The sequence below is a fragment of the Allobranchiibius sp. GilTou38 genome (assembly GCF_017565325.1).
Lineage (GTDB): Bacteria > Actinomycetota > Actinomycetes > Actinomycetales > Dermatophilaceae > Allobranchiibius > Allobranchiibius huperziae.
Genome location: NZ_JAGEKN010000012.1, coordinates 68,961 through 80,648, shown reverse-complemented (window position 1 = coordinate 80,648; position 11,688 = coordinate 68,961). Strand labels below are relative to the sequence as shown.

At 69.7% G+C, this 11,688-nt stretch carries 11 protein-coding genes and 1 tRNA gene; 7 read left to right on the top strand and 5 right to left on the bottom strand.

Features of this window, described 5'->3' with window-relative positions:
• Window positions 1-2: 2 nt before the first annotated feature.
• The 4 genes from JOB34_RS15180 to JOB34_RS15165 form a co-directional block, all read right to left on the bottom strand.
• Window positions 3-251, bottom strand: coding sequence for an acyl carrier protein (locus JOB34_RS15180; RefSeq protein WP_179480165.1), 249 nt, complete (start codon window positions 249-251; stop codon window positions 3-5).
• A gap of 101 nt (window positions 252-352) precedes the next feature.
• Entirely contained in the window at window positions 353-1,432 is a 1,080-nt protein-coding gene (locus JOB34_RS15175) for a beta-ketoacyl-ACP synthase III (protein ID WP_347813889.1), read from the bottom strand.
• Entirely contained in the window at window positions 1,429-2,613 is a 1,185-nt protein-coding gene (locus JOB34_RS15170; protein ID WP_208053477.1) for an acyltransferase domain-containing protein, read from the bottom strand. The genes JOB34_RS15175 and JOB34_RS15170 overlap by 4 nt, the downstream gene beginning before the upstream one ends.
• A 78-nt stretch (window positions 2,614-2,691) precedes the next feature.
• On the bottom strand, window positions 2,692-3,828 hold the full coding sequence (locus JOB34_RS15165; protein ID WP_233762539.1) for a helix-turn-helix domain-containing protein: 1,137 nt from the start codon (window positions 3,826-3,828) through the stop codon (window positions 2,692-2,694).
• 151 nt (window positions 3,829-3,979) lie between these two features.
• On the opposite strand from JOB34_RS15165, the gene JOB34_RS15160 reads away from it, so the two are divergent.
• On the top strand, window positions 3,980-5,029 hold the full coding sequence (locus JOB34_RS15160; protein ID WP_208053476.1) for a glycerophosphodiester phosphodiesterase family protein: 1,050 nt from the start codon (window positions 3,980-3,982) through the stop codon (window positions 5,027-5,029).
• A gap of 107 nt (window positions 5,030-5,136) precedes the next feature.
• Here JOB34_RS15160 and aceE read toward each other — a convergent pair whose 3' ends face one another.
• A complete protein-coding gene (aceE, locus tag JOB34_RS15155; protein ID WP_208053475.1) occupies window positions 5,137-7,902 on the bottom strand; it encodes a pyruvate dehydrogenase (acetyl-transferring), homodimeric type in 2,766 nt (921 codons plus the stop codon).
• A gap of 240 nt (window positions 7,903-8,142) precedes the next feature.
• Between aceE and JOB34_RS15150 the strand changes: the two genes are divergently transcribed.
• The 6 genes from JOB34_RS15150 (at window position 8,143) to JOB34_RS15125 (ending at window position 11,688) form a co-directional block, all read left to right on the top strand.
• Window positions 8,143-8,562, top strand: a complete 420-nt coding sequence (locus JOB34_RS15150; protein WP_179480175.1) for a DUF3052 domain-containing protein — start codon at window positions 8,143-8,145, stop codon at window positions 8,560-8,562.
• Window positions 8,559-9,029 carry a peroxiredoxin gene (locus JOB34_RS15145; RefSeq protein ID WP_208053474.1) on the top strand — a complete coding sequence of 157 codons (471 nt, stop codon included), beginning with the start codon at window positions 8,559-8,561 and terminating at the stop codon, window positions 9,027-9,029. Before JOB34_RS15150 ends, JOB34_RS15145 begins: the two co-directional genes overlap by 4 nt.
• Before the next feature lie 55 nt (window positions 9,030-9,084).
• The gene (locus JOB34_RS15140) at window positions 9,085-9,657 is read left to right on the top strand and encodes a hypothetical protein (RefSeq protein WP_208053473.1); all 573 of its coding nucleotides are present in this window, start codon (window positions 9,085-9,087) and stop codon (window positions 9,655-9,657) included.
• A 47-nt stretch (window positions 9,658-9,704) separates the two neighbouring features.
• Window positions 9,705-9,777 (top strand) — tRNA-Val (locus tag JOB34_RS15135).
• A gap of 35 nt (window positions 9,778-9,812) precedes the next feature.
• Window positions 9,813-10,958: a Nif3-like dinuclear metal center hexameric protein gene (locus JOB34_RS15130; protein WP_208053472.1), complete on the top strand. Its 1,146-nt coding sequence runs from the start codon at window positions 9,813-9,815 to the stop codon at window positions 10,956-10,958.
• Window positions 10,948-11,688 (top strand): C4-type zinc ribbon domain-containing protein, encoded by a 741-nt coding sequence (locus JOB34_RS15125; protein ID WP_208053471.1) that lies wholly within the window; start codon window positions 10,948-10,950, stop codon window positions 11,686-11,688. Before JOB34_RS15130 ends, JOB34_RS15125 begins: the two co-directional genes overlap by 11 nt.

Genomic DNA, 11,688 nt, shown 5'->3' with positions numbered 1-11,688 from the left:
GGTCAGCCCTGTGCGGTCTGGATGTACTTGACGGCGTCGCCGACGGTGGTGAGGTTCTTGACCTCGTCGTCGGGGATGGTCACGCCGAACTTCTCCTCGGCGTTGACCACGATCGTCATCATCGACAGCGAGTCGATGTCGAGGTCCTCGGTGAAGGACTTGTCCGGCTGCACGTCGGCCGCGTCCACCCCGGTCTCCTCGTTCACGATCTCCGCGAGTCCGGACAGGACCTGCTGCTCGTCTTGCGCCATGCTGTTCTCCTTTGATTGGGCTGTGCTACAACGGTTTTCATCTGGGCTGACCCGGATTTCCCGCCGAGCCTCGGGTGTTCTGTTGGATATCTGTGGTCGGCCTAGGGCAGCCGGACGACCTGGGCTGCGTACGCGAGTCCGGCGCCGAAGCCGATCTGCAGGGCGAGCCCGCCCCGGGGCACCTCCTGCTCGCGCAGCATGCGCTCTGTGGCCAACGGGATGGAGGCCGCGGAGGTGTTGCCGGTCTCGGCGATGTCGCGTGCCACCGGGATGTCGGCGGGGAGCTTGAGCTGCTTGATCATCGCGTCGGTGATGCGCATGTTGGCCTGGTGCGGGATGAACGCGTCGAGGTCGGCGGCGGTGATGCCCGCGGCCTCGATGGCCCGCTGCGCGACCGGCGCCATCGACCAGACGGCCCAGCGGAAGACCGTCTGACCGGCCATTTTGAGGGTCGAGGCCTCCGTGGCGTCGATCGCCCCGGCAGCGGCCCAGTCGGCCGGCTTCCCGGTGGTCGCCTCCTCCAGTTGCAGGGCGACGATCCGGTCCCACGGGACCCGCTGGGAAATGGCCTCCCACTTCTCGCCGTCCGAGCCCCACACGGTCGGGCCGATGCCGGGGGTGTCTGTCGGGCCGATCACTGCGGCGCCGGCCCCGTCGGCGAAGATGAACGCCGATCCGCGATCGCGCTTGTCGGTGATGTCGGACAGCTTCTCCACGCCGACCACCAGGACGTACTCCGCACTGCCGCCGCGCACCATGTCCGAGGCGAGCGAGATGCCGTGGCAGTAGCCGGCGCAGGCGGCCGAGACGTCGAACGCCGCCGCGTCCTTGACGCCCAGGCGGGTAGCGAGCATCGGTGCTGCGGCGGGGGTCTGCATCGTGTGCGTCACGGTCGCCACGATGACCGCACTCAGCTGATCCGCGGTGATACCGGCCATCTGGAGTGCCGGAGCGGCCGCCTGAGCGGCCATGTCGACGATCGTCTCGTGCTCGCCCGCCCAGCGGCGGGAGATGATGCCGGTGCGCTCGCGGATCCACGCATCGGAGGAGTCGATCCAGGTGCAGACCTCTTCGTTGGTGACGACCCGCTCGGGGCGGTAACCGCCGACGCCGAGCATGCCGGCGTACCGCGCACCGACCGAGGGCTGAAGAGTGCCGGTGCCCTTGGGGACCGTGCTCACCGGGAGGCCTCGGTCGGGTGCAGGCGTAGCAGCGGTTGCCCGGGCGCGACCGGGTCGCCGTCCTCGGCCAGCCATTCGACGACCTGACCGCCGTGCGGCGACAGCACCGGGTAGCTGTCGCGCAGCGTCGAGATCTGCGCGATCGTGTCGCCAGGATGCACGGTCGTGCCGACCGCGCTGGTGTCGAGCGACACCGTGCCCTTGCTGGGGGAGATCACGAGGCGCCAGGACGGTGCGATCCCGCCGTCGTGGGGTTCGCCGTGCTCGCCGACCATCCGGATCGCCTTGTCGATGTCGTCGGGCGTCTTCAGGGCCAGCGTCTCGACGCCCGGCATCCCGCGCTTGGCCAGGCCGACGAGCGTGCCGGCCGGAGGGATCTCGATGAGTCCGGTGACCCCCATAGAGGCCAGCGTGTCCATCGTCAGGTCCCAGCGCACGGGGTTGCGCACCTGCGACACGATCCGGCCGAGCACTTCGCGGCCCTGGTGCACGACCTGGCCGTCCTTGTTGCTCACCAGTGGGATTCGTGAGTCGTGGGTGGAGATCGCGTTCGCGAGGTGAGCGAGGCGGTCGACGGCCGAGGCCATGTGCTCGGTGTGGAACGCCCCGGCGACCTGCAGCGGCACGACGCGTGCCTTGGTCGGCGGCGCCGCCTTCAGTTCGCTCAACTGCTCCATGGTGCCCGCGGCCACGACCTGGCCGGCGGCATTGATGTTGGCCGCGGTGAGGCCGTGCTGGTCGAGCGACGCGCGCACCTCGTCGGGGTCGCCACCGAGGACCGCGCTCATGCCGGTCGGGCGTGCCGCGCTCGCCTGCGCCATCGCGGCGCCGCGTTCGCGGACGAAGACCATGGCCTGCTCGGCGGAGAGCACACCGGCCGCGGCGGCGGCGGTGATCTCGCCCACCGAGTGGCCCGCGCCGGCGCCGACCAGGCGGAAGCCGTCGGCGGGGTGGTCGAAGAGGGCGAGCAGGCACAGCAGCCCGGACCCCACGATCAGGGGCTGGGCGACGGCCGTGTCCTTGATGGTCTCGGCGTCGGAGGTGGTCCCGTGGGCCACCAGGTCCATCCCGGCCACCGCGGAGAGCCAGGCGAGTCGTTCGGGGAAGCCCGGCACCTCCAGCCACGGGGCGAGGAATCCTGGGGTCTGCGAGCCTTGTCCGGGGCACACGATCGCTAGCACTCGTTCATCGTGCCGCGACGGGGCCTGAGATCCTGGGTGCCCATCGGACCAAGTTGCCCCCCTGGTTTTGGAGGTTTGCTACAAGTCCGGTAGGTGCGAGATGGCCAGGGCGAGCCGTACCGTGAAGGCTTCGCGCGGCCGGGTCAGGTCGCAGTCGGTGAGGCCGTGGATCCGGCCGAGGCGGTAGCGCACCGTGTTGGGGTGCACGAAGAGCAGGCGCGCGGTGGCTTCGAGGCTGCCCTGGTCCAGGTAGGCGGTGGCGGTCTCGTGCAGCGCCGGGTGGTCGGCCAGGGTGTGCGCGACCTTGTCCACCAAGCGGCGCCGCGCCCGCGTGTCACCGGCGAGGGCCCGCTCCGGCAGCAGCTCGTCCGCCAGACAGGGTCGCGGCGCCTCGGGCCATGCAGGTGCGGCGCTCTGCCCGGCCAGCGCGGCGCGCGCGCTGCGGCCGGCGGCGTACAGGTGCGGCACCTTCGGCCCGATGACGACCGGGCCGTCGGCCCACTGCGAGGTGATGGCGCTGACGGCGGCCAGGACGTCGTCCACCCCGCCGATGATCGCGATCAGCCGTCGTCGCTGGACCGCGGCGAGCAGCGGCAGGTCGCGTCGTAGAGCTTCTCTGCGCAGCGAATCCACTGTCTCGGCACCGGGACCGGCAGGTGCTGTGCCCACGACGACCACGATGTCGTGCACCTCGTCCCACCCCAGGGCCGACACCCGCGAGGTGAGCGACTCATCGGCCTCACCACGCAGGATCGCGTCGACCACGAGGGACTCCAGGCGCGCGTCCCAGGCGCCGCGGCTCTCGGCGGCAGCGGCGTACACCTGCGCCGCGCCGAAGGCGATCTCGCGGGAGTAGGTGAGCACTGCCTCGCGCAGCCGGGTCTCCTCGCCAGGTGCCGCGAGCATGCCGACATGCTGCTCGACCACGTCGATGACCGTGCGGACCAGGTCGAGGGTCTGCCGCAGGGTGACGGTGCGCATCAGGTCGCGCGGGGCGCTGCCGAAGACGTCGGTGGCCACCGACGGCGCCTCCGACTGATCGCTGTGCCAGGAGATGAACGCCGCGATGCCCGCTTGCGCGACCAGGCCCACCCACGACCGGTCGGACGCCGACAGCTCCTGGTACCACTGGTAGGACGTCTCCATCTGGTGCACGGCGGCGGTCGACAGCTCACCCGCGTGCTGCTCCAGGCGACGGTGTGTGGGGGTACTCACGTGCCCAGGGTATTTGTATGACCTCGATAACCGAGGACAATCGGTCGCCGCGATGTGCCGCGGGGCCGGTTTGCCCGCCGTTCACGACCTCGACACGGGCCCGGCATGTCGCTTCCACCGGCACGTCGTACGCGGGTGATCGCGTGGGGGCATGAGCCTCGAGGCCGGCGGCGCCGGTGGACGTGAACCCCTCATCGTCGGTCACCGCGGAGCCTGCGGTTACCGCCCCGAACACACGGTGGAGTCGTATCGGCTCGCCGCCCGACTCGGCGCGGACTCCCTGGAGCCCGATCTGGTGATGACCTCCGACGGGCAGCTGATCTGCCGCCACGAGCCGGAGCTGTCCCGTACGACGGACGTGGCCAACCGCGCCGAGTTCGCCGACCGGCGTACGACGCGCAAGGTGGACGGCATCGAGGTCACCGGGTGGTTCGCCGACGACTTCACGCTGGCCGAGATCGGGACGCTGTGGGCGACCGAGCGGCTCGCGCAGCTGCGACCGTCCAACACGATCTACCACGGTCGGTGCCGGGTGGCGTCGTTCGACGACCTGCTGCGGGTGCGCGCTCAGGTGTCGCGCGAGCTCGGCCGCGAGATCGGCCTGAGCGTGGAGTTGAAGCACCCCTCGCACTACCGCGCGATGGGCATGGACATGGAGCGGGCCGTGCTCGACGGGCTACGACGCGGCGGGGCGGTCGACGGCAGCGTGCCGGTCTACCTGCAGTCCTTCGAGCTGCACAGCCTGATCCGGCTGCGCGACGAGCTCGGGGTGACGCTGCCGCTGATCTTCCTGCTGGAGAACGGCGGCGTGCCGCCCGGCTTCGGCGAGGGCGCGGATCACGGCACGTACGACGAGATGCTGACCGCCCGCGGGCTGCGGCTGCTGTCGAGCTGGATCGACGGCATCGGACCGAGCAAGGCGAGGGTCTTCCCTCGGCGGCCCGACGGCACGCTCGGGATGCCGAGCCGGCTGATCCGGGACGCGCACGCCGCCGGGTTGCGCGTGCACGTCTGGACCTTCCGCGCCGAGAACGCCTTCCTGGCCGAGGACATGCGGCGCGGCTGGCGCGAGGCGGACTGGGGCGACGTACTCGGTGAGATGCGCAGGTTCCTGCGCGCCGGGGTCGACGCGCTCATCTGCGATCAGCCCGACATCGCCGTGCTCGCGCGCGACGAGGTGCTCAGCCGCCAGCCGTCCTGAGACGGCGTACGCCGATGCGCACGGTGACGGTGGCGCAGTAGGAGCCGAGAGGCACAGGTCGGCCTGTGCCTCTCGGTCATACCTGAGTCACCGTCGCGGCTGCGCGATCAGGCCTCGCCGCCCGCGTTGCCCGAGGCACCCGCCGTCACGTCGAGCAGCTTGTACCTCTCGGCGGCCTCGCGTGCCTTCGACGCATCTATCTCGCCGCGGTCGGCCAGGGCCTGCAGCGCCCGCACCGCCATCGACGGTCCGTCGATGTGGAAGAAGCGGCGAGCCGCCTGTCGGGTGTCGCTGAAGCCGAACCCGTCGGCGCCCAGCGTCACGTAGTCGCCCGGCACCCACTGGCGGATCTGATCCTGCACCGCACGCATCCAGTCCGAGACCGCGACGACGGGGCCGGGTGCGTCCTGCAGCCGCTTCGTCACGTAGGGGACGCGGCGTTCCTCGTCCGGATGCAGAAAGGCGTGCTCGTCGCAGTCCAGCCCGTCGCGGCGCAGCTCGTTCCACGAGGTCACCGACCACACGTCGGCCACGACGCCGAAGTCGTCCTTGAGCAACTGCTGCGCCTCGAGCGCCCACGGCACACCTACACCGGAGGCGAGCAGCTGCACCCGGGGAGCGTCGTCGCCGACGCCCTCGGTGCTGCCGCCCTCGGTGATGCGGTGCATGCCGCGCAGGATCCCTTCGGCGTCGACGTCCTCCGGCTCGGCCGGCTGCTGCATCGGCTCGTTGTAGACCGTGAGGTAGTAGATGACGTTCTCGGGGTTGTCGCCGAACATCCGACGGATGCCGTCCTGCATGATGTGCGCCGTCTCGTAGGCGTACGCCGGGTCATAAGCGACGACAGCGGGATTCGTCGACGCCAGCAGGTGCGACTGGCCGTCTGCGTGCTGCAGGCCCTCACCGGTCAGCGTGGTGCGTCCGGCGGTGGCTCCGATGAGGAAGCCGCGCGCCATCTGGTCCGTAGCCGCCCAGATGAAGTCGGCCGTGCGCTGGAAGCCGAACATCGAGTAGAAGACGTAGATCGGCACCATCGGGATGCCGTGCGTGGCGTACGACGTGCCGACCGCCGTGAACGCCGCGACCGAGCCGCCCTCGTTGATGCCGAGGTGCAGGATCTGCCCGTCGGTGGACTCCTTGTAGGCCAGCATCAGCTCGGCGTCCACCGAGGTGTAGTTCTGCCCGTGTGGGTTGTAGATCTTCGCGGTCGGGAAGAAGCTGTCCATCCCGAAGGTGCGTGCCTCATCGGGGATGATCGGCACGATGTGCTTGCCGAAGTCCTTGTCGCGCATCAGGTCTCGCAGCCCGCGGACGAACGCCATGGTCGTGGCGACCTGCTGTTTGCCCGAGCCCTTCTTCGAGGACGCGTAGGCGCTGTCGCCGGGCAGTTTGAGCGAGACGCCCTCGGTGCGCCGGCTCGGCACCCCGCCGCCGAGCTTCGTACGCCGCTCGCGCAGGTACTCGATCGCGGGGTCCTTCTCGCCGGGGTGGTAGTACGGCGGCAGGTAGGGATCGTCCTCGAGCCGTTGGTCGGTCACCGGGATCTCGAGCGAGTCGCGGAAGTTCTTCAGATCGTCCAGCGCCAGCTTCTTCATCTGGTGCGTGGCGTTGCGCCCTGCGAAGTGCGTGCCGAGCGAGTAGCCCTTGATGGTATGCGCCAGGATCACCGTCGGCTGACCGTGGTGCTCCATGGCGGCCCGGTACGCGGCGTACACCTTGCGGTAGTCGTGTCCGCCGCGCTTGAGCTTCCACCAGATGTCGTCGTCGGACCAGTCCTTGACCATGTCGCGCGTGCGCGGGTCGCGACCGAAGAAGTGCTCGCGCACGTAGGCGCCGTCGTTGGCGCGGAACGTCTGGTAGTCGCCGTCCGGGGTGGTGTTCATCAGATGCACGAGCGCACCGTCACGGTCGGCACCCAGCAGGGTGTCCCAGCCGCGGCCCCAGATGCACTTGATGACGTTCCAGCCGGCGCCGCGGAAGAACGACTCCAGCTCCTGGATGATCTTGCCGTTGCCGCGCACCGGTCCGTCGAGGCGCTGCAGATTGCAGTTGATGACGAAGGTCAGGTTGTCCAGGCCCTCGACCGCCGCGAGCTGCAGCAGGCCGCGCGACTCCGGCTCATCCATCTCACCATCGCCCAGGTAGGCCCAGACGTGCTGCTGACTGGTGTCCTTCATGCCGCGGCCGTGCAGGTAACGGTTGAACTGCGCCTGGTGGATGGCGTTCATCGGGCCGATGCCCATTGACACCGTCGGGAACTCCCAGAAGCCCGGCATGTTGCGCGGGTGCGGGTAGGACGGCAGGCCCATCCGCCGACCGTCGATCCGGTGGGACTGCTCCTGCCGGAAGCCGTCGAGCTGGTCCTCGGTGAGGCGCCCCTCGAGGAACGCGCGGGCGTAGATGCCCGGGGACGCGTGTCCCTGGATGAAGACCTGGTCGCCGCCGCCCGGGTGGTCCTTGCCGCGGAAGAAGTGATTGAAGCCGACCTCGTAGAGCGTGGCGGCCGAGGCGTACGTCGAGATGTGGCCGCCGACACCGACGTCCGGCCGCTGCGCGCGGTGCACCATGATCGCGGCGTTCCAGCGCATCCAGGCGCGGTAGCGGCGTTCGACCTCCTCGTCGCCGGGGAACCACGGCTCGGACTCGGCGGGGATGGTGTTGATGTAGTCGGTCGCCGTCAGCGACGGCACCCCGATCTGCCGTTCGCGGGCGCGCTCAAGCATCTTGAGCATCACGTAGCGTGCCCGCGCCTGTCCGCCCTCATCGATCACGGCGTCCAGGGAGTCCAGCCATTCGGCGGTCTCCTCGGGGTCGATGTCCGGCAGCTGGCTGGGAATCCCGTTCAGGATCGGGCCTGCTTCTTCGCGTGCCACGAGTGGCTCCTCTCATGTGCGTAACCGACATCTTCTACCTGCGCAGTCACCGACTGCGACTCGCGGTCGGTTACTTTCGGGTACGAGCGGGTGGGGGCCATCAGGGCGGTTCGCGCCGTCCACGTATCGCGGATCGGTTGCAAATGCAGGCCGTTGCAGGTGGACTAAGCCGCGACATCCCCGAACCGTGCAGGACATCACCGACAGCAGGCCCCTTGGGCTGGCGCAGAAAGGACGGCTGTGGCCCGAGATGGAGAGGCGACGCTAGGCGGACGCCTCGGATTCACCGACGGACAGATCGTGCAGGAGATCGGCTGGGACGACGACGCCGACGAGGGCTTCCGCGAGGCGATCGAAGGCGTCATCGGCTCGCAGATCGAGGACGAGGACTTCGACGGTGTGGTCGATGCCGTGCTGTTGTGGTGGCGCGAGGGTGACGGTGACCTGATCGACGACTGCGTCGACGCCCTGTCCGGGCTGGCCGACAAGGGATTCGTCGTGCTGCTCTCTCCCCGCAGCGGGCACCCGGACACCGTCGAGCCGGCGGACATCGAGGAAGCAGCGCAGACCGCCGGTCTCAAGGCGTCCGCGCCGGTGAAGGCGGGCGCCGACTGGATCGCGACCAAACTCGTCCAGGGCGGCACCGCGAAACAGCGATGAGCGACCCCACGACCATTGCAGTCGGGTCGAAGGCTCCGGGCTTCACCCTCAAGGACCAGTTCGGCCAGGACACCTCGCTGGCGTCCCTGCACGCCGACCGGGCCGTGCTGCTGGTCTTCTACCCCTTCGCGTTCTCAGGTATCTGCACCGGTGAACTGTGCGAGATCCGCGACGACATCTCCCGCTTCGTCAACCCCGACGTGCAGGTCGCCGGGATCTCGTGCGACCCGATGTACACCCAGCGGGCCTGGGCCGACGACCAGGGATTCAGCTTCCCGCTGCTGTCGGACTTCTGGCCGCACGGCGAGGTCGCGCGCGCGTACGACGTCTTCCTGGAGCCGGCCGGTATGGCGGTGCGGGGCACCTTCCTGATCGACACCGACGGTGTCGTGCGCTGGACCCTGGTCAACGGGCCGGGCGAGGCACGCGACTTCAGCGTGTTCCACGAGGTGCTCGCGACGCTCTGAACAGATCCGCTGTTCGTCCGCTCGATTCGGCGTCCGATCTGGGAAGCTTCGGCCCATGAGTCATCAAGGGGAACAGGGCCGTTCGGCCGAGGGATACGCATCGATGCCGCAGGAGGGCGTCCGCGGGCAGAAGCCGGTCACCACCGTGCCGAAGCCGCTGGACACGGCGGTCAAGCTGATGTATCTGGGGGCAGTGGTGGCACTGGCGACGGTCATCTACAACGCGTTCAGCACGAGCAACTTCCGGGACGCCCTCGAGAAGAGCAACGCCAAGAAGACGGGCAGCGCGCACCTCAGTGCCAGTACCGTCGACACGCTCGCCCACGTAATGGTCGCGGTTGTCATCGTGGTCGGTCTGCTCGGAGTGGCACTGTGGGTCGTCATGGCGATCCTCAATCGCAAAGGTCTCAACTGGGCACGCATCGTGGCCACTGTGCTGTTCGCGTTCTCTGCGCTGGGTCTGGTCTCGGCCCTCACCTCCACCCTCGTACGCGGTAGCGGGTCGATCGGGATCGTCACCAGCGTCCTCACCTTCGCCATCGGGCTCGCCGTGGTCATTCTGATCTGGCGCAAGGAGAGCTCGGCGTACTACCACCGGAACGACGACCGGCAGCAGCAGTACGCCTGAACCCGTCGAGCGGCGGGTCGTCTAGGATCACCACGCTCCGTCGCTCGGGGCCTGTAGCTCAGTTGGTAGAGCACCGCGTTTACACCGCGGGTGTCGTCGGTTCGAGCCCGGCCGGGCCCACCCATCGTTCGTCCCAGGCGGGCCGCCACAGCTCGATGCGGTGGCCCCTCGGGGTCGGTGACCCACCCGAACCGGCCGATCCCTTCCACCTCCTGCACCTCATTCGTGACGTCGGCTCGACGCTCGCGCAGCTGCGCGAGCATCGCGTCCAGGTCGCGGCCCCGGAAGTCGAGCATGCTCTGCCGGTTGGGGGATCCGAGGTAGCCGATGCCGAGCACGCGTTCCCTTCGAACAACCTGCCGGCAGGACGGGCCGACGTCCTGCATCGCCCGCCCGGCCTGCTGCTGGTACGAATGGTCGCCATGACGACGAGTGCGCACGACATGAGCCTGGCCCAGGTGGTGGCGGTGCTGGACGGGTTCTATCCGCCGGAGACGGCGGCGTCGTGGGACCAGGTCGGGCTGGTCACCGGCGATCCGGCGCAACCCGTACGCCGCGTGCACTTCGCCGTCGATCCGACCCGGGCGGTCGTCGACGAGGCCGTCGAGGCCGGGGCCGATCTGCTCGTCACCCACCATCCGCTGTTGCTGCGCGGGGTGCACTCGGTCGCCACCACCACCGCCAAGGGTGCCGTCGTCACCTCGGCCGTCGTCGCCGACCTGGCCATCTACTGCGCGCACACGAACGCCGACATCGCCCGGCCCGGCGTCAACGACGCCCTGGCGGCTGCGGCCGGACTGCCCGACGACTGCGCGCCGTTGGGCATGGAGGACGGCCAGCCGATCGGGCGCGTCGGCCGTCTGCCTGAGGCTGTGACGCTGCGAGAGTTCGCGACCCGCCTGGCCGACGCGCTGCCGGCGACGCCGGTCGGCGTACGTGTCGCAGGGGATCCGAGCGCCCTGGTGCAGACCGTGGCGCTCATGGGCGGGGCGGGCGACGACCGCTTCGGCGACGTACGCGCCCACGGCGCCGACGTCTACGTCACGGCCGACCTGCGCCACCACCCGGCGCTCGAAGCGCGGGAGGAGGCGGGTGACGGACCGCCGTACCTGATCGACGCCGGGCACTACGCGACAGAGCAGTTGTGGCTCGCCGCGGCGGCGTCGCGTCTCGCGGAGGCGCTGCAGGCACGTATCGTCACGCACGTCTCCGACCTGCGGACCGACCCGTGGGACTTCACCGTGGGACGTCCGACCCCGGATCGCACACCTCAATACTCCAGGAGCTCCCGTGAAAGCTGACACCAGTCGCCAGTGGCGGTTGCTCGACCTGCAGAAGCTCGACACCCGCCTGGACCAGATCGCGCACCGGGAGCGCACCCTCCCGCTCAACGCCGAGGTCGAGCAGGCCCAGCAGCAGGTCCGCACCGCCGAGGAGGAGGTCGTGCTCGCGCGCACGGCGTTGTCCGACGTCGACCGTGAGATCACCCGTGCGGACGTCGACGTGCAGCAGGTCCGCGACCGTGCGGCGCGCAACCGGTCCCGGCTCGACGCCGGCCAGGGCACCGCCAAGGACCTGCAGGCGCTGCAGCACGAGCTGGAGGCACTGGCGCGTCGGCAGGGGGACCTGGAGGAGATTGAGCTGGAGGTCATGGAGCGCGCCGAGGAGCTGCGCGCCACGCTGGCCCGACGCGAGGAGGAGCTGGAGACGGGTCGCGCCCGCCTGGACAAGCTGGAGGGCGAGCGTGGGGGAGAGCTGCGCGAGCTCACCACCGAGCGGGAGCGCATCACCGCGGACCGCTCCAATGTCGCGGCCGGGGTCGGCCAGGACCTGCTCGAGCTCTACACCCGGATCCGTGAGCAGCGGGGCGGGATCGGTGCGGCCGCGTTGAGCCAACGTCGTTGCGGTGGTTGCGGACTGGAGATCGATCAGTCCGAGCTGGCGCGCATCCGCGGGGCGGCAGACGACGAGGTGCTGCGGCACGACGAGTGCGGCCGCATCCTGGTGCGGACCGCGGAATCGGGACTGTGA

Excerpts from the sequence above, each read along its gene's own strand:
- JOB34_RS15130 (WP_208053472.1), top strand. The coding sequence starts at position 9,813 with ATGCGGTGGCCCCTCGGGGTCGGTGACCCACCCGAACCGGCCGATCCC.
- JOB34_RS15180 (WP_179480165.1), bottom strand. The coding sequence starts at position 251 with ATGGCGCAAGACGAGCAGCAGGTCCTGTCCGGACTCGCGGAGATCGTG.
- JOB34_RS15160 (WP_208053476.1), top strand. The coding sequence starts at position 3,980 with ATGAGCCTCGAGGCCGGCGGCGCCGGTGGACGTGAACCCCTCATCGTC.
- JOB34_RS15145 (WP_208053474.1), top strand. The coding sequence starts at position 8,559 with ATGAGCGACCCCACGACCATTGCAGTCGGGTCGAAGGCTCCGGGCTTC.
- JOB34_RS15140 (WP_208053473.1), top strand. The coding sequence starts at position 9,085 with ATGAGTCATCAAGGGGAACAGGGCCGTTCGGCCGAGGGATACGCATCG.